This is a genomic window from Flavobacterium sp. CR10 (genome assembly GCF_055814415.1).
In genome coordinates, this window is sequence record NZ_CP185985.1 from 5,048,204 (window position 1) to 5,071,361 (window position 23,158).

The 23,158-nt window shown below is 33.8% G+C and carries 17 protein-coding genes and 1 tRNA gene; 11 read left to right on the top strand and 7 right to left on the bottom strand.

Annotated elements, in window-relative coordinates; all coding sequences use genetic code 11:
* Positions 1-684: a 2'-5' RNA ligase family protein gene (locus ACNRYB_RS21265; protein WP_473728658.1), complete on the top strand. Its 684-nt coding sequence runs from the start codon at positions 1-3 to the stop codon at positions 682-684.
* 107 nt (positions 685-791) lie between these two features.
* Here the strand turns inward: ACNRYB_RS21265 and ACNRYB_RS21270 are convergent, their stop codons facing one another.
* The 3 genes from ACNRYB_RS21270 to ACNRYB_RS21280 are packed head-to-tail and all read right to left on the bottom strand — an operon-like array spanning position 792 to position 3,760.
* Positions 792-1,154, bottom strand: coding sequence for a VOC family protein (locus tag ACNRYB_RS21270; protein WP_473728659.1), 363 nt, complete (start codon positions 1,152-1,154; stop codon positions 792-794).
* Positions 1,155-1,165: 11 nt separating this feature from the next.
* A complete protein-coding gene (locus ACNRYB_RS21275) occupies positions 1,166-1,597 on the bottom strand; it encodes an SMI1/KNR4 family protein (protein ID WP_473728660.1) in 432 nt (143 codons plus the stop codon).
* Positions 1,598-1,612: 15 nt separating this feature from the next.
* Entirely contained in the window at positions 1,613-3,760 is a 2,148-nt protein-coding gene (locus ACNRYB_RS21280; protein WP_129745611.1) for a cation:proton antiporter, read from the bottom strand.
* Positions 3,761-4,056: 296 nt separating this feature from the next.
* Here ACNRYB_RS21280 and ACNRYB_RS21285 point away from each other — a divergent pair, with 296 nt between their 5' ends.
* The 8 genes from ACNRYB_RS21285 to ypfJ all read left to right on the top strand — a co-directional run bounded on the left by ACNRYB_RS21285 (position 4,057) and on the right by ypfJ (position 15,999).
* Complete coding sequence (locus tag ACNRYB_RS21285; protein WP_473728661.1) at positions 4,057-5,484, top strand: L-serine ammonia-lyase; 1,428 nt, start codon at positions 4,057-4,059, stop codon at positions 5,482-5,484.
* A gap of 108 nt (positions 5,485-5,592) precedes the next feature.
* Positions 5,593-6,786, top strand: a complete 1,194-nt coding sequence (locus tag ACNRYB_RS21290) for an SH3 domain-containing protein (RefSeq protein ID WP_473728662.1) — start codon at positions 5,593-5,595, stop codon at positions 6,784-6,786.
* Positions 6,787-6,836: 50 nt separating this feature from the next.
* Complete coding sequence (panB, locus tag ACNRYB_RS21295; RefSeq protein ID WP_066033997.1) at positions 6,837-7,655, top strand: 3-methyl-2-oxobutanoate hydroxymethyltransferase; 819 nt, start codon at positions 6,837-6,839, stop codon at positions 7,653-7,655.
* 187 nt (positions 7,656-7,842) lie between these two features.
* A complete protein-coding gene (locus ACNRYB_RS21300) occupies positions 7,843-8,532 on the top strand; it encodes an RluA family pseudouridine synthase (protein WP_473728663.1) in 690 nt (229 codons plus the stop codon).
* Positions 8,533-8,607: 75 nt separating this feature from the next.
* Positions 8,608-9,936 carry an aldehyde dehydrogenase gene (locus ACNRYB_RS21305; protein ID WP_473728664.1) on the top strand — a complete coding sequence of 443 codons (1,329 nt, stop codon included), beginning with the start codon at positions 8,608-8,610 and terminating at the stop codon, positions 9,934-9,936.
* Positions 9,937-10,056: 120 nt separating this feature from the next.
* Positions 10,057-10,854 (top strand): hypothetical protein, encoded by a 798-nt coding sequence (locus tag ACNRYB_RS21310; RefSeq protein ID WP_473728665.1) that lies wholly within the window; start codon positions 10,057-10,059, stop codon positions 10,852-10,854.
* 90 nt (positions 10,855-10,944) lie between these two features.
* On the top strand, positions 10,945-15,003 hold the full coding sequence (locus tag ACNRYB_RS21315) for a PAS domain S-box protein (protein WP_473728666.1): 4,059 nt from the start codon (positions 10,945-10,947) through the stop codon (positions 15,001-15,003).
* 141 nt (positions 15,004-15,144) lie between these two features.
* A complete protein-coding gene (gene ypfJ, locus ACNRYB_RS21320; RefSeq protein WP_119792196.1) occupies positions 15,145-15,999 on the top strand; it encodes a KPN_02809 family neutral zinc metallopeptidase in 855 nt (284 codons plus the stop codon).
* Between the two features lie 448 nt (positions 16,000-16,447).
* Here the strand turns inward: ypfJ and ACNRYB_RS21325 are convergent.
* The 4 genes from ACNRYB_RS21325 to ACNRYB_RS21340 form a co-directional block, all read right to left on the bottom strand.
* Positions 16,448-16,521, bottom strand: a tRNA-His gene (locus tag ACNRYB_RS21325).
* A gap of 79 nt (positions 16,522-16,600) precedes the next feature.
* Positions 16,601-17,317: a bacillithiol biosynthesis deacetylase BshB1 gene (gene bshB1, locus ACNRYB_RS21330; protein ID WP_473728667.1), complete on the bottom strand. Its 717-nt coding sequence runs from the start codon at positions 17,315-17,317 to the stop codon at positions 16,601-16,603.
* A 153-nt stretch (positions 17,318-17,470) separates the two neighbouring features.
* A complete protein-coding gene (locus tag ACNRYB_RS21335) occupies positions 17,471-18,550 on the bottom strand; it encodes a chorismate-binding protein (protein ID WP_473728668.1) in 1,080 nt (359 codons plus the stop codon).
* A 3-nt stretch (positions 18,551-18,553) separates the two neighbouring features.
* Positions 18,554-18,985 (bottom strand): PaaI family thioesterase, encoded by a 432-nt coding sequence (locus ACNRYB_RS21340; RefSeq protein ID WP_012026684.1) that lies wholly within the window; start codon positions 18,983-18,985, stop codon positions 18,554-18,556.
* 249 nt (positions 18,986-19,234) lie between these two features.
* Here ACNRYB_RS21340 and ACNRYB_RS21345 point away from each other — a divergent pair, with 249 nt between their 5' ends.
* Both ACNRYB_RS21345 and ACNRYB_RS21350 read left to right on the top strand, forming a co-directional pair.
* Positions 19,235-20,743 (top strand): hypothetical protein, encoded by a 1,509-nt coding sequence (locus ACNRYB_RS21345; protein WP_473728669.1) that lies wholly within the window; start codon positions 19,235-19,237, stop codon positions 20,741-20,743.
* A 321-nt stretch (positions 20,744-21,064) separates the two neighbouring features.
* Positions 21,065-22,909, top strand: a complete 1,845-nt coding sequence (locus ACNRYB_RS21350; RefSeq protein ID WP_473728670.1) for an endonuclease — start codon at positions 21,065-21,067, stop codon at positions 22,907-22,909.
* The last annotated feature ends 249 nt before the right edge of the window (positions 22,910-23,158 follow it).

The following is a 23,158-nucleotide window of genomic DNA, read 5'->3' on the forward strand; positions in this document are numbered from 1 at the left end:
ATGAATTTAACCGAACACTACAATCAGCTTTATAAAACATCTTCTGAAATCATTTCGGCAGGAAAATACTCTATTGATTCTGAACTTAAAAATGAATCAGATTCCCGATTCGGAATTACCTTGCTTATTCGTCCAAATGATGAAATAAAAGCTAATATTCAAACTTTCATTAACGAATTAAAAAAAGCAGAACCAGAGCAATATTTTTATCCAGATTCAGATATCCATATTACTGTAATGTCTATTATTTCTTGTTCAGAAAACTTTAGTTTGAATCAGATTTCTCCCAACGAATATATTGAAATCATCTGCAGAAGTCTTGTTGAAGTGGATAAAATCAGAATCCATTACAAAGGCATAACCGCTTCTCCATCGGCAATTATGATTCAGGGGTTCCCAAGTGACGAAACGTTGAATAATCTTAGAAATAGACTTCGTGAAAATTTCAAAAATTCAGGATTACAGCAATCTATAGACAGCAGATATGAAATTTCAACAGCACATTCTACTATAATGCGTTTTCAAGAAAAACTTCAAAATCCGAAAAAGCTGATTGAAATTGCAGAAAATTTCCGCGATTATGATTTTGGAGAATTTGAAGTTAAAAATTTAGAATTGGTTTATAATGACTGGTATCAAAGAAAAAGCTCAACGCGTGTTTTGGGTGATTTTGGATTGAGATGATTTTTTTTGCTTGCCACTAATTTCACAAATTTACGCGAATTTATCTACTCTATAATTTTGAATACTAATTGGTGGAAATTCGTGCAATTCGTGGCAAAAAATATTGCCTATTTGAACTTCCCAAAATGCCATAAAACTCCAGCTGGATCGTGCAGAAAACATTCGCTTCCCCAATCTAAATATTTTATCGGAGTTAATTTTGCTCCTTCGTATTTTTCAGGAAGATTTAGAACCAAAAGTTCTTGATAATAACACTCAACATCATCAACTTCTACAAAAACCATAGTGTTTTCAATCCAACCTTTATCGTAATAATCTTGAAGATAAAAAGCGATTTCTCCAGATTTAAAAACTGAAAAATTAGATTCTAAAACTGTTTCTTCAAAGCCTAAATCGCGGTAAAAGCTTCTTGAGATTTCGAAATTTTTAGCTCCAATAAAAGGTCTGATTGATTTTATTTTGTGATTCATAGCATTTGTTTTTAATCTTGAAACCATTCAATTCCCTTATCTAGTCGAACAAGAAAATCTGTAAATGATTTTCCAATTTCGACGTGATACTTAGAATTCAAATCAATAAAAGGAGAAAGAATAATTTTTACAGAATTATCATCGTCAAATTCAATTCCAATAAACTCACCACTTCCATTTGTGCCAATAGCGATTGTTTGGGGCAGTTTTTCAAAAATATGATATTCTAAATTTGCATCGATAATTTCTTCTAGACTCCAAAGTTTTATAAACTCAACTCCAATAAACTGATCTATTCCTAAGTAGTTCTCAACATAATAAACATAGTCTTCTGGAAGATCAAATTTTAAATGCTCCTGAATATCTTCAATTGCTACTAAAGAATTTTCATCCCGTTTTGGAAAAACATACTTCCTAAAAATCTCTTCTAATTCTTCTGTCATAAAACCATAAATGAGTTATCCTTTCTTCAAAATACTTCCAATACCTCGCCCGATCTGTTCTATGGCTTCGATTCCTTTTGCTAAAGGCGATGATGTAAAATCTTCATAAGCATCCATTGAACTTTCTTTTCTATCGTCTTGCGGATAAACTAAAATCACATTGTTATCGTTGAAATATTTTTCAAATTTCTGCGGCAGTTTATCAAAAATAGACTGATATGAAACAGAACCTTTTCTAGAAAGATTGAAAACGACTAAATCGGTTAGTTTTATTTCGTCTGAAATACTTTCAAAATCTTCCCAATCAGAAACATTTTTAAATCCTAATTTGGCATTTAATTTCAAATTATTAGCAATCTGCTGAATGGTTTCGTGAGTTTTATATTCAGCATAAAGCACAATCGGAATACTCAATTCCTGTGATAAACGGCATATTTTCTGAAGCAGTAAATGAAAACCGACGCCTCTTTCAGAAAATGGCGGACAAATAAAAACCAATCTTTTTTCTTCGATAAAATTCTTTTGAAATCTACAGATAAACAGACTCTTATCAACATTATTGATGATTGAATCTACATTTTCTCCAAAAATTTTATCGATAAATCCTGTTTTTCTCGGCCATCCGACAATTACAATATCTGACATAATTTCTTTTGAAGTTCTCGCAATTCCGCTCGCAGGATTGTGGTCAATTCTCGCAATGGTATTGATTTTAACTTCTGAAGCTGAACCTTGAATAACAAATTTATCGGCCGCTTTTCTGTACTTTAAAATATTTTTTTCCGCCTGATTATTATTCGGTACAATTGTCAATAAAGTAATGGGATTAGACGATTTTTTATCTTTTATCAAAAGAGCAAAATCCAATAAACTTGCTGCAGCAGAAGTCTTAGCCAGCGGAATCAGAATATGCTCGTCTAAAATTTGATCCCTTCCAGCATCTTCATGAGAAAACTCTTCTTCGCAGATTGCAATTTTCTTAGCGGCTTTTTCAGTTGCAAACGAAGCCACAATACAAGTAATCAGGATTAGAATAATGGTTCCGTTTAAGATATTTTCGTCTAAAATTTTAGCTTTATAACCCACCAAAATCACGGCTAAAGTTGCTGCCGCGTGCGCACTGCTCAACCCAAAAATAAGCTGTCTTTCAGTTCTGGTATATTTAAAGACAATTTGAGTAAAAAATGCAGCAATCCATTTTCCAAATATCGCCACAACACTCAAAGTTCCAGCTACGATTAAAGCTGTTGGTCCGCTTAAAATAACGCTGACATCAACTAACATTCCTACTGAAATCAGAAAAAACGGAATGAATAATGAATTTCCAATAAACTCAATTCTATTCATTAATGCTGAAGAATGGGGAATTAAAGGATTTAATGCCAAACCTGCAACGAACGCGCCAATGATAGGCTCTACTCCTGCTACTTCGGCCAAAAAAGCTGCAAAGAAAACCACAGAAAGCACAAAGATGTAATGCGCATGTTTTTCACTCTCTAATTTCTTAAAAAACCATTTAGCAATTCTTGGAATAAGTAAAAACATTATGGCAGAAAAAATAGCTAACGATATAGTCAATTTGATCCAGAAAGCTTGATTTAAACTTCCTTGAGCGCTTCCCATAATTACGGCCAAAATAATCAAAACCGCTGTATCAGTTAAAATTGTTCCTCCCACAGTAATTGCAACCGCCTGATTTTTGGCAATTCCCAGTTTACTTACAATCGGATACGCAACCAATGTGTGTGTTGCAAACATACTGGCCGTTAAGAAACTTGCATTAAAATCGTATTGAAGTAAATAGAAACAAACTGGAAAACCAATTGAAAGCGGCAGAATGAAGGTAAAAAAACCAAAGAGCAAACTCTTATTTCGATTGGCTTTAAACTCATTCATATCCAATTCTAATCCTGCGATAAACATAATGTAAAGAAGTCCAATTGTCGAAAATAGATCGACTGCAGAGCTTTTTGCCAGAATATTTAAACCGTGCGGACCGATAATAACTCCAGAAATAATTAGTCCAATAATTCCCGGAATATTAATCTTTTTAAGCAAAATCGGCGAAAGCAGAATAATAAAAAGTATTAACGAAAAGATCAATACGGGGTTGCTTAAAGGTAATTCGAATTCTTGTAATAGATGTCTGAAAAATTCTATCATATGGTAACTTTATCTTCTTGTGGCATTATAATTTGTAAAAAGACATTTTCAGAATTCAAACAAAATCCATGAAGTATTAATATTGAAGAATCGAGTATTTTTTAGCACTCGTTCTTTTACAAAAATACCTAAAAATAGCGAACTTTTTACTTAAAGTGCATATTAAGGTTTTAAATTTATTTCGTTGCCGAATTATTAAATTTTAATATTATTTTTAACAAATACGCAAGATTAACAATCAAAAAATAATCATAATTGCATTATTCGATTATCTTTGTCTTAACAAAAATTGAACAATGGAAGAATGTATCTCTGTTTTTGATATGCTTAAAATTGGCGTTGGCCCTTCAAGCTCACATACTTTAGGTCCTTGGCGTGCTGCCGAACGTTTTCTTGAAGAGCTCAAAGACGAAGCAATTTTAGACGACATTACTAGAGTAAAAGTCGACTTATATGGCTCGCTTTCTTTAACTGGAAAAGGCCACGCAACAGATCTTGCCGTAATGCTCGGCTTGAGCGGACAAGATCCTGAATATATTCCTGTTGAAGATATCGCGGGAATTATTAAAAAAATCGAAACTACAAACGAAATCAATTTGGGCAACCAAAAAGTGATTCCGTTCTTTTTTCTTCAAGACATTGTTTTCAATAAAGACTTTCTTCCGTTTCATGCCAATGGTTTGAAATTTACGGCTTACAAATCTGACGATTCTGAATATGAATCTACTTTTTATTCTATCGGAGGCGGATTTGTTGTAAAAGAAGAACGTACCAATGCTAAAGAAAAAAAAGCTATAAAATGTGCATTTCCTTACCCGATTCAAAACGCAGCTGAATTGTTGAATTATACGATTACAGAAAACAAATCAATTTCTGAAATTGTATATCAAAATGAAATTTCGATGCGTCCAGAAGCAGAAGTGCATTCTGAATTAATGCGTATCTGGAATACTATGCTGGAATGCATGTACATTGGCTGTCACTCTGAAGGTATTCTTCCTGGCGGACTTCACGTAAGAAGAAGGGCTTTTGACATGCACCAAAATCTAATCGGATTATCTAATTATACTGATCCGCAAAGCTGGTTGGAAGAAATTAGAAAAACTGAGGTTAAATTTCGCCAGATTCTAAAATGGGTAAGCTGTTTTGCACTTGCCGTGAATGAAGTAAACGCTTCTCTTGGACGTGTTGTTACGGCGCCTACAAATGGAAGTTCAGGAGTAATTCCGGCCGTTTTAATGTATTATATGGTGATCGAAAACCATAATGCTGGCGAAAAAGAAATCAAACAATTTTTGATGGTTGCAGGAGAAATTGGAAGTATCTTCAAAAAAGGATCTACTATTTCTGCAGCAATGGGCGGATGTCAAGCTGAAATTGGCGTTTCTTCTGCAATGGCAGCGGGAGCTTTATGCGAATTGATGGGCGGAACTCCTGCTCAGGTTCTTATGGCAGCCGAAATCGCAATGGAACATCATTTAGGTTTAACCTGCGATCCTATTGGCGGTTTGGTTCAGATTCCTTGCATCGAAAGAAATACAATGGGCGCCATTAAAGCGATAAATGCTGCTGAATTGGCCTTAGAAACGGATTCAAAAAATGCTAAAGTTCCTTTAGACAAAGTGATTAACACAATGTGGGAAACGGCAAAAGATATGAATTCAAAATACAAAGAAACTTCTGAAGGAGGTCTTGCAGTTGCCGTAAACATGGCTGACTGCTAAAATTTAAGTTGCCACTAATTCCACAAATTGCCACGAATTATTCTCTTATAAATTTGTGCCAATTTGTGGAATTTGTGGAATTTGTGGCAAAAAAATCTAGAAATATTCATGAAAAAACTTTACTTCTTACTCTTTTTCTGTTCTATTTTACTTCATTCGCAAGAACGTTATTTTTTAAATTCTGATACAAGATTATTTATTTCTCCGAATGCATCTGCCGATTTTTTAGGGTATTTTAAATATGGAGCAGAAGTTCGCTTATTATCTGAAAATCAAAATGGCTGGTACAGAATACAAGCTGATAATTTAAACGAAGGTTATATTCAAGAAAAATATATAGCAAAAAGCCTGAATGCAAAAGATGTAAAAATTAAAGATCCTAAAAACCCTATTTTGGAAGGAGGTGATGCTTACTACGGTGGCAATCATCTTTTTGTTCTTGCCGCTGGACTGAAAGCAAGAGCTTTGCCCGATAAAAGTTCAAAAATCAGAGAAATTTTATTTACAGGAGATCCTGTTGCAGTAAATTATCTTCCGGTAAATCCTGAGGAATGGGTAAATATCAGTGGAAGTTTTAACGAAGAATATTCTAAATATACACTGAGAAAATTTCTTGGCCCTAGACCAAACTTTGATGCTTTATTGAAAGATTTCGATAAACTGGACGTAAACGCGCTTAACGAACGTAAAACAGTTAGCGAAAGAATTGTAGAATTGGCTTGGAACGGCGAATATGCTAAACTTACACCAGCATATCAAAGATATTATGAAGTTGTAAAGCAAATCAACGATCCAAAATTATTAGCAGAAACGGAATTAAATATGGCCTTAGCCAAAGGGCTTGCTAATCATAAATTATCAGAACAGATTATCGCCTTTACTCAAAAATCCCATTATTCTTTAAAAGGTTTTAAAACAAAATCGGTAACTATTTCTAAAACTGATTTGATTAAAACCATGGGAAATCCAACTAAAAAAGCTCAGATTTCAGACGAATGTGGCATTTACTTAAGTGACTTATTCTATTACTATCCAGATTTGGAAGTTTCTGTTGATGAAAAACAAAATCAAGGAGAAATCATTAAAGTTTTTATCAACGAAAACAACAAATTTATTATAAATCAAAACGCTATTTTAGATCATACGCTGTCTGAAAAAGCTTTCATTGAAAAATATGGAACTTATATTGAAGCTTCTCTAAAATCGCCACATATTTACAGTATCATAATGGAAGACAGTCAATTCCGATTAGAATTTAAAGACGGAAAACTACTTTCTGTCGAAATATTCTATTATTGCTGATTCCCATTTTACAATTATTCAATACTTTTACATTATCAAAAAACAATAAAATGTCAGTAGCAAAAAAAGATTATAAAAGAATCACAACAAAGTCATTAATTGAAATGAAAAGCAATGGAGAAAAAATCTCTATGCTGACTGCGTATGATTATACAATGGCGAAAATTGTTGATACCGCTGGTGTCGACGTAATTTTAGTTGGTGATTCGGCATCAAACGTAATGGCTGGTCACGAAACTACTCTGCCTATTACTTTAGATCAGATGATTTATCATGCTTCTTCTGTAGTTCGCGCTGTAGAAAGAGGTTTGGTTGTAGTTGACTTGCCTTTCGGAAGTTATCAGTCAGATTCAAAAGAAGCTTTACGTTCTTCTATCAGAATCATGAAAGAAAGTGGTGCGCATGCTGTGAAATTGGAAGGCGGAAAAGAAATTAAAGAGTCTATCAAAAAAATATTAAATGCCGGAATTCCAGTTATGGGACATTTGGGATTAACTCCTCAATCTATCTATAAATTCGGGACTTATACTGTTCGCGCTAAAGAAGAAGAAGAAGCTGAGAAATTAATTGAAGATGCTCAAATGCTTGAAAAAGTAGGATGTTTTGCTGTCGTTTTGGAAAAAATCCCAGCAGCTCTTGCTAAAAAAGTAGCAGACAGTATTTCTATTCCTGTTATCGGGATTGGTGCTGGAGGCGGTGTCGACGGTCAAGTTTTGGTAATTCATGATATGTTAGGAATGAATAATGAATTCAGTCCGCGTTTCTTGCGTCGTTACTTAAATCTTTACGAAGAAATGACAAAAGCAATCAGCCAATATGCTGCAGATGTTAAGTCTAGTGATTTTCCGAATGCTAGTGAACAATATTAATTTTTGAGGTTCTAAGTTGCTAAGATTCTAAGAAACTGAGTTTTTAGGTGCAAAGAAGCAAAGTGACAAAGGTTCAAGGGTTTTCAAAAAAATAAAACTAAATAGCCTCCAGTTTTAACTGGAGGTTTATTTTTAAAGTCCCATTAGGCTTTAGCCAAACTTTTTTCAATTTAAATTGTAGGTCAAAATGAAAATTATTTCTACCAAAGACAATCTCCAAATTTTACATGAAGACAATCACATCATTGTGGTTAATAAGCGTGTAGGCGATATTGTGCAAGGCGATAAAACGGGCGACAAACCTTTGTCTGATGTTGTGAGGGAATATATTAAAGAAAAATACAACAAACCTGGAGATGTTTTCTTGGGTGTAATTCACCGTTTGGACCGTCCTACAACTGGAATTGTGGTTTTTGCTCGAACTAGCAAAGCTTTGTCTCGAATGAATGAATTGTTTAGCAATCGTGAGACTAAAAAAACATATTGGGCGGTTGTCAAAAATAAACCCAAAGAAGCGAAAGCGAAATTGGTTCATTATTTAAAAAGAAACGAAAAAAACAACACTTCAAAAGCGCATTTAAAAGAAGTTCCTGATAGCAAATTAGCTAGTTTAGATTATACCATAATTAAAGAACTTCAAAATTATACGGCGCTGGAAATCAATTTGCATACAGGTCGTCATCATCAGATTCGTGCTCAGTTGAGTGCCATTGGTTCGCCCATAAAAGGAGATTTAAAATATGGCGCAGACCGAAGCAATCCTGATGGCGGAATTCATCTTCATGCTAGAAAACTAACTTTTGTACATCCTGTTTCTAAAGAAAATATTACCATTATCGCCCCTACTCCTGACGATCCTATTTGGAACGCTGTATGATTTTTATGATTTATTTGTTAAAATTTTAAATTTTATAAATTAACTTGCAGAGAGAAAATTCAAGTTAATCGGAAAATGGATTATAAAAGTAGCATCGGATATCGAAAGGAAACTCTAAAAAAGTTATTGTATAATATTCAGAAAAGTGAAGATTTAATCGTAAAATCTTTATACGACGACTTTAAAAAACCAGAGTTCGAGGCTGTTTTGACCGAAACCAATTATGTCATTTCAGAACTGAAAGATGTTATCAAAAACATTAATAAATGGGCAAAACCTGAACGCGTTTTTCCATCAGTTCTCAACTTCCCTTCTAGCGATTACATTTATAAAGAACCATATGGAGAGGTATTGATCATTGCTCCTTGGAATTATCCTTTTCAGCTTGCTTTATGCCCTCTTATAGCTGCAGTTGCTGCCGGAAACAGGGTGGTTTTAAAACCATCGGAACTTACACCACACACCTCAGCTATAATTGCTAAAATTATAGAAAAAACATTTCATGTGAATCATGTTGAAGTTTACGAAGGCGGTATTGAAGTTTCTAACAAACTGCTGGCACAACGCTGGGATTATATCTTTTTTACAGGAAGTGTTGCTGTCGGAAAAATTGTTGCGAAAGCTGCTGCAGAAAATTTAACTCCCGTGACTCTCGAATTGGGAGGAAAAAATCCTTGCATTGTTGATGAAACTGCCAATTTAAAACTAGCTGCAAAACGAATAGTCTGGGGAAAATTTATTAATGCTGGGCAGACTTGCATTGCGCCCGATTACATTCTGATTCAGAAAAACATGAAGGTCAATTTTATTTCTTATTTAATTGAAGAAATCATTAAAGCTTACGGAAAGAAAATTGATAAATCTCCTGACTTTGCTCGAATTATAAACACAAAAAACTGGTACAGATTAACCAGTATGATTCAGGATGAGCATGTTTTGTTTGGAGGAGAAAGTGACGCCAACAAACTCTATATTTCACCAACACTTCTTGAAGAACCGGATTTGGACAGCCCAGTTATGAAAGAAGAAATTTTTGGTCCTATTTTGCCTATTTTGGTTTACGAAAATGAAAGCGACATTGATAAGATCGTTAGCCGTTATGAGAAACCTCTTTCATTTTATATTTTTAGCGAAAATAATTCGTTTACAAAGAAATTAATTTCGAAATACTCCTTTGGAGGCGGATGCATCAACGATACTGTTGTTCATTTTTCTAATAACAGACTGCCTTTTGGCGGTGTTGGCCATAGCGGGATCGGCGCTTATCATGGTAAACGAAGCTTCGATACATTCTCTCATCATAAAGCAATTGTCAAAAAAGGAAATTGGCTCGATCTTCCTATGCGCTACGCGCCTTACAAAGATAAATTGGCTTCCATAAAACGTATTTTAGACTGGCTATAAATCAGTTAAAAACATTTCGGAATGTTTTGTAGATTTTTATACGGAATTGATTAAAAATATTATATTTACGTCAAGATACCTTTCAAATATTACAAGTCTATAAAACAATTTTACATAAAAATGAAATCTACACTTAACCAAATTGAGGACATTAAGAAAAATGGCTATTCCCTTGATTTTGCTACAGTTTTTAATCACGCTTTCGAAAACTATAAAAAAATAGCACTTTACTCAGGGCTTATCATCTTAGTATTTTCGATTATTGCCGCTATGGCTTTTATGGGTATAATGATTGCTTATTTTGGAGCACAAGCCATATCAAGAGATTTCATCGAGAACCTAGAAAATCAACAATTCACTGCTATCGAACTTATTATACAAACCGTTGCTGTCTCTGTAGTTGCAGGAATTACAGCTCCTTTTGGCGCAGGTTTTCTTAAGATGGCATATTCAGCAGATAAAGATGTAGAATTTAATGTTTCAACTATTTTTACTTATTATAAAACCCCGTATTTTGGACAAATTTTTGTAGCTGCTTTTATTCCTGCCTTGATAGGAACAGCTCTTGCTAATTTAGTGGAAAGTTCAGGAGTTTTATTTGTTGGAAACATAATTTCATTTACCGTTTCCTACTTCATGTACTTATCAATTCCATTAATTGTTTTTGGAAATCTTAGTGCAATTGACGCTATAAAATCTAGCATTATTATCGTTACTAAAAATCCGCTAAACATATTTGCCTTTTTTATCATAGGTTTTCTTGGTTCAATGGTTGGTTTTATCGGCTGTTGTGTCGGAATCATTTTTACAGTTGTTTTTAACAGCTCTATGATTTATGCAACCTATTTTGCGATTTTTGGAACACAATCTGAAGAAGATGATTCAATTGATTCAATTGGAAAATACAATGTAGATTAAAATAGAAAATTCTTAATTGCAGAGAACCTAACCACTTCTTTTTAAGAATTTTCAAAACGCTATTTACTTAACCAACATACCCCAAATTCTATGGCCGCAAACTGTAGTTTTTTCAATTCGGTTATTTCAGGAATTTCCGCTACCGGAAGCGCCTTCGAATCAATTATGACTGGATGGTATGTATTCAATTCCGATATCATTTACTACAATAATCATAAACTTGCTGTTTTAGGATTATCGCTTTTTGCCTTTCTTTCGCTTCTCATTTATCAGTTTTTCAGAATCAAAGCAAAAATTGGATATTTCATCGAAAAGAAGAAAGAGCAAGATACGGTTAGTAAAGAGTACCAGCTTTATATTCTATTTTTTGGTATTGCAGTAATTCTTATCGAAATCATAAATGAAATATTCAAGATTAGGCCAAAAAGCCTATTGCTTGTAAATGTCCTAATTGGTGTTTTTGTTCTAGTTATTTACATGATAATAGACAAAATCAAATGGATGAGAGATAAAATCCAGCAGATTTTTATTTCTTGTTTTTTCATTTATATCAGTTATGTCGCTTACAATATTGTCACTTTAACAAATGATGTTGTACCAATCATTGTCTTCCTGATTTCTTTTTTCTTTTCTTACAACATCCTTAAACCCATAAAAATCTACTGGCTTTTTGTTGGTTTAACATTTAGCTTCTTAATTGCCACCTTAGCATTTCATCTTATTCCAATAAAATCTTCTATTTTACTGCTTAATTTCTGCATTTTGATTTTCATTATTAATCAAGTAAAATATGCTGTTTTATTAAACAATCGAGACAATTTTAGATTTGCAAATGAAATTGTACATAAGGGAAATTCCCTTACGATCGCATCCAATCAAAAAGGAGAAATTCTTTTTTGCAGCGAAACCATAACCCCTATTTTAGGATATCTGCCTGACGAGGTAATGGGATTAAAATTTTGGGAACTAACTGAAGATTCCGATTTTTTTAGAAAATTAAATCCTGCTGAAAATCCAGATAACAAGCTTTACATTAGAAAATTAAAAGCCGGAAATGGTGAATATAAATACATTCAATGGAAAGATAAAAAGTTCTCAGACAATTTAATCATCAGTATCGGGCAGGATGTTACAGAACAGGTTATCGTTCAGGATCAATACAAAAACTTAATTCAGACTGCAACCGACATCATTTTTGAAATTGATGCCGAAGGTTATTTTACTTTTATAAATGAATTTGGATTTGCTACTCTTGGCTATACCGAAAATGAAATCATTAAAAAACATTATTCCAATTTCATTCATGAACATTACATCACTAGTGCCGTAGATTTCTACGAAAATCTAGTGATTAATGAAAACAATTATCCAATTATCGAAATTCCAATTCTAAAGAAAAATGGCGATGAAATATGGATTTCGCAAAAAATTATCGTTCGCAAAAATGATTCAGGTTTAACAATTGGTTTTTCTGGAATTGCAAGAGATATTACCGAAAAAAAGAACATCGAAAACGAGAAAAAAAGACGTCTTAAAAAAATTGAAGCCTATAATACCTCAACCAAAAAATTATCTACGACAGACTTTAGCAAATATGACGATTTAAATACAGTTATTGATTTAATACTAAAAGAAGCGGCTTCTATAAGCGAAGTAAATAGAGTAAGTTTTTGGAAATACGACAATGATTTAATCACCTGCAAAAACCTTTATAGTCTTGACAATCAAAGTTTAAACGATAAAAACATTTTAAACAAAGAGTCGTATCCTATCTATTTTGAAACATTAAACAACAAAGCAATTATTAATGCTCCAGACGTATTCAATAAACTGGAAACATCTGAATTTCAAAAGATCTACTTTACAAAAAACAACATTAAGTCAATGCTTGATGTGCCTATTTTTTTAACAGGGCAATTAGCAGGTGTAGCTTGTTTTGAAAGCACCGAACAGAAACGAGAATGGGATAATGAAGACATTAATTATGCAAGAACGATTTCAGATGTCATTTCGCTTGCCATTTCATCTCAAATGCGTTTAGAGGCCGAAAGAAAGTTAGAACTTAAAAGCCAGCTTTTATCTGCGCTTTCTCTATGCACAGAAAAATTCCTGCTTAGCAAAACTACTCATCAAATGTTTGAGGAAACGTATAATATTATTGGAAAAGCGGCCAAAGTAGATCATATGTATTATTACGAAAAAGATGCAATTTACAATACTGTTAGCCAAAAATACAAGTGGTCACGCGAAGGTGTAACACATCAGATAACGCCTCTACGCCATATGACTGAAGAAAATTTAAAAGAGATTTATGATGTTGCGGCGCAGAGAAAAATTTTAAATACGTTAACCCGAAATCTTAATGAAGGCTTTTTCAAAAAACTTCTAATCGATAATGAAATTCAATCTATCTTAATTTTACCACTTTACATTAATGATATTTTTACCGGTTTTATTGGATTTGACGACTGTACTAGAGAAAGAAAATGGTCTGAAGACGAAATTAATATCTTTCAGGTGTTAGCAAATAATATTTCATCTGCATTAGAAAGAAACCGAAACGAGACTAAAATCATTGAAAGCGAAGAAAAATTCAAGCTGATTGCCAATAACATTCCAGGAACAGTTTATTTATCAAAATTTGATGCTTTTTCGACCAAAATATTCTTAAACGACGAAGTTTTAAACCTTACAGGATATTCAAAATCTGAATTTATAGAAAATAATTTATCTTTTCTATCGTTAATTCATCCTGAAGATAAAGAAGAAGTAATTAACAATCAGATCGATAATCTCCAAAACGGAATGCCATTGCATAATGTGTATCGCATTAAGCGCAAAAGCGGAGAATATATTTGGATAGAAGAATTTGGAGATGTAATTAAGCGAGATGATGAAATTGAATTTGTCGGCGGAATTTATTTTGACATTACAAGCAAAAAAGAAATCGAAGACGCCATAAAAGCCAAACAGCTAGCCGAAGCAGCAAACAAATCAAAATCTGACTTTTTAGCCAATATGTCGCACGAAATCAGAACTCCTCTAAATGGAATTATTGGTTTTACACATTTATTAATGAAAACAGATTTAGAGGAAATTCAAGAAAAATACATGACCACAATTAATCAATCGGCTCATTCTCTTCTTGAAATTATAAATGACATTTTAGATTTCTCAAAAATTGAGGCTGGAAAATTGGAGCTCTTTATTGATTTATACGATCTCAAAAAAATCTTAGGACAAGTTTTTGATTTAATTATTTACGAATCCAACAAAAAAAATCTCGAACTCGAGTTAAATATAGATCCTGAAGTCCCTAAATATATCTGGACAGATATTGTCCGCCTTAAACAGATTTTAATTAATCTGCTTTCTAATGCGGTCAAATTTACAATTGAAGGTTCTATAAAACTAAATGTTTCTGTTTTGGAAAAAAAACATAACAATAACTGTGTAATTCGCTTTGCTGTAATTGACACCGGAATTGGTATTTTAGAAAAAAATCAGCAGAAAATTTTCAAAGCCTTTTCGCAGGAAGATAGTTCTACTACAAGGAAATTTGGAGGAACTGGACTTGGATTAACCATATCCAATCAGCTTCTCGCTTTAATGGAAAGTCGTTTACAGCTTGAAAGCAAAATTGATGAAGGAAGTACTTTTTTCTTTGATTTAAATTTAAAAACAAGCAATCAAAGCATTAATGATAAATATAATGCTGAACTCAAAAGTTTAAACATTGATTTAGATGACCAGGAAATTGAAACAAATGGCAACAATATTACCTTTTTAATTGTTGAAGATAACAAGGTAAATATGCTCCTTCTAAAAACCATCATAAAAAACCTTTACAATAATGCTTATATCTATGAATGCGAAAATGGATACGAAGCTATTCAGCAATTTGAACAAATTAATCCAACCATAATTTTTATGGATATTCAGATGCCCATTATGAATGGTTATGAAACTGCCAAAGCTATCAGAAATACTAAAAAAGGACGAGATGTTCCAATAATTGCCGTTACCGCAGGTGCAGAAAAAGAAGAACGCAACAAATGTATTTCTGCCGGAATGGACGATTACATTTCTAAACCAATTATGAAAGGAAGTGTAGAAGAAGCTTTAATTAAATGGCTAGGTAATTTTTAGTTTTTAGCCGGAGTCGCAGTTTTCAGCCACACCTATTTGCGGAGAGTGAAACTGAGTCCGAAAACTAAACATAAATGTCTTAACTCTAAAATTTATCATAAAAAATCTATAAATTCGTACAACGTTAAAAAACAATTCAATATGAAATGGCAAGGCAGAAGACAAAGTGATAATGTCGAAGACAGAAGATCAATTTCCGGCGGAGGTAAAGCAATAATTGGCGGTGGAGTTATCGGAATCATCGTTTTACTGCTCAATCTTTTTGGCGGTGAAACTGGTCAGCAAATAGCGCCTATTTTAGAACAAATGCAAGGCGGTCAAGGTCAACAGACAGAAGCTGCAGCTCCTTTAAGCAAGGAGGATGAGGAAATGGGAGCATTTGTAAAGACCATGCTGGCTTATAATGAAGACACATGGACTAAAATTTTCGCAGAACATGGAATGACTTACGAAAAACCAAAATTAGTCTTATTTAAAAACTCCACGCAAACTGCATGTGGAGGCGCATCATCTGCCTCTGGACCTTTTTACTGTCCCGCTGATCGCAAAGTATATATGGACTTGGCTTTTTTTGAAGAACTAAAAACCAAATTTGGTGCAAAAGGAGGCGATTTTGCGATTGCATACGTTATCGCGCATGAAATTGGTCATCATATTCAAACCTTATTAGGAACGTCTTCTAAAATGCGTCAAATGCAGCAAGGAAAAAGCGACGCCGAAGCCAATAAATTATCTGTAGCCTTAGAATTACAAGCTGATTTTTATGCTGGCGTTTGGGCACATGATAACCAGAAAGATCTTGATGTTGGAGATATTGAAGAAGCTTTAAGCGCAGCAAATGCTGTTGGAGACGATGCCATTCAAAGCAAGATGCAAGGACATGTTGTTCCTGATTCTTTTACACACGGAACATCAGAACAAAGAATGTACTGGTTCAAAAAAGGCTTTAAAACTGGAGATATTAGTCAAGGTACTACATTTGAAGAAATTCGATAATACATAAACCAAATATAATAACCACAAGAAAAGCACAACTTAACAGTTGTGCTTTTTTAATTTCCAATATTCTAAAATTCCAAATTTCAATCTCTCATCACATTAAGAACCAGAAATCACAAAAGTGATTTCATATTCCTTTCCTTTAAATTATCCACCAGCATATGAAAATATAGCCAGCGGTTTCAACCGCTGGAACGCAACGATTGCGCAATCCATGCCATTACATATGCGAATGTTCCCGTGGTTGAAACCACGGGCTATATTTGAAATTTATATTTTGGAATTAAAATGTATCGTAATTTTAGATATTAAAAAATTTTGAAGCCTTCCTCTTTTTAAACTTAAAATTTCCAGTCTTGCTCTAAAATGATCTTACATACCTTATATGGTTCACAAAATTAAACGCACAAAAAAAGCCTTGAATTTCTTCAAGGCTTTCTATCTGGGTGGCTGACCGGGTTCGAACCGGCGACCCGCGGCACCACAAACCGCTACTCTAACCAGCTGAGCTACAACCACCATTTTTCTGCTTAGCGAGTGCAAATATAGAACAAAGGTTGAGTTCTGCAAAGAAAAAAATGAAAAATTTTTATAAAAATTACATCAAATTTTCTAAGCTATTGACAGCCAAACACCTTTCAACTGTAAAACCTTCAGCAAAATCTTTCCCAACTAGTCTTCCTAGGTCTTTTGCACGATAATTTAGGCTTTCAAAAAAGTTTTTACTCGTAATTGGCGTTGCAGGTTCATTTGAATTTGGATCATAAAATTGGGTTTTATAAGCCATAATCGCTTCTACTTTCTTTTCTTCAAATCCTGTAATATCCACAACGAAGTCTGGAGTAATATTTTTCCATTGAATATAATGATACACTACTTTTGGCCTCCAAGCTTCTTGTGCCTTTCCATCTAATGAAGTTTCGATTTTCATTAAACCCGAAAGAAAACAAGCATCAGAAACGAGTTTGCTTCCTCTTCCGTGATCAATGTGGCGATCGTCAATTGCATTGCATAAAACAATCTCAGGTTTATATTTACGAATCATTTTAATGACTTCTAATTGATGCTTTTCGTCATTTACAAAAAAACCATCACGCATGCGTAAATTTTCTCGCACTAGAACTCCTAAAATCTTAGCAGCATCTTTTGCTTCCTGATCTCTAATTTCCGCAGTTCCACGAGTTCCCAACTCACCACGAGTTAAATCTACAATACCCACTTTTTTACCAAGTGATACTTCTTTTAAAATTGTTCCAGCACAACCTAATTCTACGTCGTCTGGATGTGCGCCAAAGGCTAATATGTCTAATTTCATTTTTGTTTTTGTTTGTTTTGTTTCAGGTTTCAGGTTTTAGATTGTTTTCAAGTTGTCAGGCTGAGCGGAGTCGAAGCTCTTTGTGCCCTTCGACTCCGCTCAGGGTGACATGTGAATTCCGACTTCGCTCAGAGGAGACACACAGCTGAAAACTCATAACTCATAACTCATAACTCTCAAGACTCTTTTCATCGTCATTGATTTATTCACGCTTTCTTCCCATTCTTTTTCGGGAATGCTTTCTTTGGTAATGCCGCAACCCATATAAAGAATCGCTTTATCTTCCTGAATCTGCATGCATCGTAAATTTACAAATAAATCAGAACTTGCATTATTTCCTGCAAATGTGCTGTTTAATTCACCTAAAAAACCTGTGTAAAAAGTTCTATCGTAATTTTCGTTTTCTAAAATAAAGGCTTTCGATTTCTTTTTCGGAAGTCCGCAAACGGCTGGCGTAGGATGCAAAGTATCAATTACTTCTTCTAAAGTTGAATTATCTTTTAAAACACCTGAAATGTCCGTTTTAATATGCCAAATCGATCCCGCCTTTAAACTGTAAGGTTCAGAAACCACAACCGAAGCGGTAAATTCTCGAAGCCTTTTCACAATAAAATCAGTCACAAATTGCTGCTCGTCTTTTTCTTTTTGCTGCCAAACAATTTCGGTTTCCTGATTATCTTTTTGCGTTCCTGCTAAAGCCATCGTTTCAAAAACATTTCCGTTAGCTTTTAGCAGTTTTTCTGGCGTTGCTCCCATCCAAAGTCCGATTTTCGGGTGAAAAAAACAATAACAGAAAGTTGCAGGATATAGCTGAACCAAGTGCTGAAAAATTTCAATAAAATCAAATTCAGATAAAGGCACTTCTTCACTTCGTGATAAAACCACTTTTTTGAATTCTTCATTTTTAATAGCTTGAATTCCCTGTGCAACTAAATATTCATATTGAAATTTGGCTTCTTGATCAAAACTCAAATCATCAATTTCGATTGGTTCAAATGAAGTTGATTCTTTTTTGGCAGTAATAATTTCAGATTCGTTTTCTGGAATCAGGATTATTTGTTTTTCATCAAAAGAAGCAAAAACAAATCCTTTTTCACTGTAATCAGAAACCGTATTTAAATTATTATTTCGCTGTAAAATCCCAACATAATTTTCTGAATTGGGTTTTGAGTAAAGTACAAAAGGTAGATTCTGTTCTTTATGATTTTTAATTTTTAAGAAAAATGCATTCATAATCTATTCACTTTTCTTTCTATCCAAAACCATATTCGTCAATTTGCAAAGCGAAACCAAATTACCTTCTTCATCGGTAATTTTAATTTCCCAAAGATGAAGACTTCTGCCTTTGTGAATAATTCTGGCAGTGCCAAAAACATAACCTTCACGAATACTTTTTAGATGATTTGCCGAGATTTCAATGCCTCTTACCTCCTGTTCTTTCGGATTGATAAAAAAGAAAGAAGCTGCACTTCCAACACTTTCTGCCAAAGCTACAGAAGCGCCTCCGTGCAATAATCCCATTGGTTGATGAACGCTTGGATTTACAGGCATTTTTGCGGTTAAAAAATCTTCTCCGGCGTCGATATATTCAATTTTCAGCGTTTCCATTAATGTGTTTTTAGAAAACTCATTACAGCGCGCTAAAATCTGCTCTTTTGTATAATTCATTAAAATAAACTTTAAAAACGTAAAATTAAAGAAAGATAAGACACAAATCGAAAAATCGGATTCTAAAATTAAAAATCAACTTCAAACCTGTAGGTTTTTTGTTATTTTTACAAAAACAATCAAAACCAATCTTTGGCTTCAGAATATTTTTTCTTTTGCCACAGATTACACAGATTTACACAGATTATTTTTTCTGCATTGTGCAAAATCATTTTAATCCTCTTAATCTGTGGCAAAAAAACTATTTAAATGCGTCAATACTTTGCACTCTTCATTTTCGGAATAATTATAACTTTTAGTTCCTGCCGAACTGATTTTGACACTGTTGCCAGTTCTGGAGATTTGAAATTTTCAAAAGACACCGTTTATTTAGATACTGTTTTTAAAAATATAGGCTCAAGCACGTATCAATTAAAAGTGTACAACCAGAGTAAAAATGACATTTCGATTCCGATTGTGCAATTCAAAAAAGGATTGAATTCTAAATACAGAATGACTGTTGACGGAATGACGGGCAACAACGGGAAAGTTTTTCAAAATGTTACGCTTTTAGCAAAAGACAGTTTATACATTTTTATAGAAACCACAGCCGATATTACAGATGCAAATCCTTCAGATTTTTTATATACTGACGAAATCCAATTTGACAGCGGAGCCAATCTGCAAGAAGTGGCACTGGTTACTTTGATTCAAGACGCTGTTTTTTTATATCCGAATCAAAATCCTGACGGCACGAAAGAAAAAATTAAAATTGACGGCAAAGATGTTGACGGATTTTATTTAAACGAAAGTGATCCTACAAACGGAAATGAGCTTCTTTTTACAAATGACAAACCGTATGTTATTTACGGTTACGCTGGAGTTCCAGAAGATAAAACCGTGATTTTTGAAGCTGGCGCAAAAGTTCATTTTCACGCTAATTCTGGATTGTATGTTGGAAAAAATGCTTCTCTTGAAATAAATGGAACAGCTTCTACAACAGACAAACTAGAAAACGAAGTTGTTTTTGAAGGCGATCGTTTAGAATCGCTTTATTCTGATATTCCTGCACAATGGAAATCGATTATTTTTGAAAAAGGAAGCGCCAATCATTCGATTAATCATTTGACACTGAAAAATGCTAGTATTGGTTTAGATCTTAGAAGTTCAAATACTATCGAAATTAAAAATTCGCAAATTTACAATTGCGCTGAGTACGGAATTTTAGCTCAAAATGCTCAAATTGTCGGAGAAAATCTAGTGATTAATTATGCTGGATTATCCAGTCTATCATGCGTTTATGGCGGAAATTATAAATTTACACATTGCACTTTCAACAACAGCTGGCCTACAGCTTCACAATTTTCCGTGAGCTTAAGCAATTCTTTTGCTGGAGCAACGCCAGAAACGAACCCGTTAACGCAGGCTACTTTTAACAATTGCATTATTTACGGTTCAAATACAAACGAATTTAATTTGAGTAAAAATGCTAATGCGCCATTTGTTTATCAATTAAACAATTGCCTCTTAAAGTTCAGCAGTTCAACAACAAATCCTGATTATCAATTCAAAACCGATACCGAACATTATAACAATATTATTCTAAATGAGAATCCGAAGTTCTATAATGTTTCTCAGAATAAATTCAATATCGATAAAACTTCTGCCGCTTTCGCGAAAGGGAATCAAGCCTATATAATTCCAACAGACATTTTAGGAATTACGAGAACTTCTCCTCCAGATTTGGGTGCTTATCAGAGTCAGGATTTCCCTAAATAATGGTTTTGCCACGAAGGCACTAAGACACAAAGTTTTTAATCTCGCAAAGTCGCGAAGTCGCAAAGTTTAATTTTAAGCAAAACAAAATCTTTGCGACTTCGCGACTTTGCGAGAAAACTTGACAAAGAAATTCTAAAAAATAACTTTGCGCCTTAGTGCCTTCGTGGCAAAAAATACCTCGTAAGAAAATATATCTAAAATTAAACATCACTTAACGTATTGCTTTCATAAAAATAGTAGATTTGTTACAACACATTTTTAAAAACTTAATAATCAAGTTTTTAAAATAGTTTTCTCAACCAAATCTTAAAACTATTACTTATGAAGAAAAACTACTTTTTACTGTTATTGATGTTTACTGCAATTGGTTTTGCCCAAATTCCGTCAGGATATTACAGCACTGCAACGGGAACGGGCTACACTTTAAAAACTCAATTGTATAATATTATAAAAGGCCATACCGATAACGGTTATGCTGGATTGTACACCACTTATCAAACTTCTGATGTTGATAATTTCTATGAAAACGACGGAACCATATTAGATATGTATTCTGAAAATCCATCAGGAACAGATCCATACACTTACACAACGGGAACCACTCAAAGATGCGGAAGTTATTCTGTTGAAGGCGATTGCTACAATAGAGAACATATTATTCCACAGTCGGTTTTTAATGAACAGTCGCCAATGGTTGCCGATGCTCATTTCATAACTCCAACCGATGGAAAAGTAAATGGAATTCGTTCTAATTATCCGCACGGAAATGTAAACTCTGCAACCTACACTTCACAAAACGGAAGCAAATTAGGATCAAGTGCCGTTTCTGGATATTCAGGAATAGTTTTCGAACCAATCAATGATTTTAAAGGTGATATTGCTAGAATGTATTTCTACTTTGCAACACGATACGAAAATACTGTTGCGGGTTATTCTTATGCTATGTTTAATGGTACAAGCAACCAAGTTTTCACAACAGCTTTCTTAAATATGCTTTTGGCTTGGCACGCGCAAGATCCTGTGAGCGCAAGAGAAATTGCTAGAAACAATGCCGTTTATGCAAGACAAAACAATCGAAATCCGTTTATTGATCATCCAGAATATGTAAATCAAATTTGGGGCGGAACTCCTTCTGGAGATACACAAGCACCAACAGCGCCAACAAGTTTGGCTTCGACATCTACAACAGCAACTTCAATTTCACTTTCGTGGACAGCTTCTACAGATAATGTAGCCGTTACAGGTTATGATGTTTATGCCAATAGTGTTTTAAAAACAACGGTTTCTAGTACAACTGCAACAATTACAGGTTTGACTGCTTCAACGGCTTATTCTATTTATGTAAAAGCAAAAGATGCTGCTGGAAATACTTCTGCATCAAGCAATACCATTTCAGTTACAACCAACAGCAGCGGAACAGGAACAGCAACCGACCTACTTTTCTCTGAATACATTGAAGGTTCTGGAAACAATAAAGCTTTAGAAATTGCAAACAATACAGGAGCTTCTGTTAATTTATCGGCTTATACAATTAAAAAACAAACAAACGGAGCGGGCTCTTGGAGCACAGGATTAGCTTTAAGCGGCACTTTAGCAACTGGAAGTAAATTTGTAATTGTAAACAGTTCTATGTCATCAAGCTGTTTTTCTACAAGTGCTGCTAATATTTCAACAACTGCAACCGAACTTACTTTTAACGGAAATGATGCTGTAGGTTTATTCAAAAACGGTGTTTTAATTGATATCATTGGAACTTTCAATGGCGGAACAGCCAATTTTGCCATAGATGTTACGTTAAGAAGAAAATCTACTGTGACTTCTCCAAGCACGACATTCAATTTAAGTGCACAATGGGATTCATACTCTCAAGACACTTGCAATAACTTAGCAAGCAAAATGGTTCAGACTGCTGAAATCGAAGAAAAAGTTATTACCGATGAAATTGTAATTTATCCAAATCCTTCGAATGGAAATTTCGATATTAATCCAGGCAATGTAGATAATCCTTATTCCGTTGAAATTTTCTCATTCTCTGGTCAGAAAGTTTTCGAAAAACAAAATACGACTTCTCCAGAAGTTTCGGTACATAATCTTTCAACAGGAATCTATATTATTAAAATTATAAAAGGAGAAAAAACAGCTTTTAAAAAGGTCATTATTAATTAAAAATTAGATTTTCATCAACTAAAAAAGCGGCAAATTGCCGCTTTTTTCATAATTCGTGAAAGATTTTTCTTTAGAAACGTGTTTTTCATCACTCTCTACATTTCGTAAATTTTGCAAATCTGCTGAAGTGTAAGCATCGAAATTATGCCGTTTTATTTTTGATTTTTTCCTTTCTAAAAGTTTAATATTACAGAACATATCAAAAAAGAAATTTTAATAAAACATTAAATTTCGCGAAAGACCGAAACC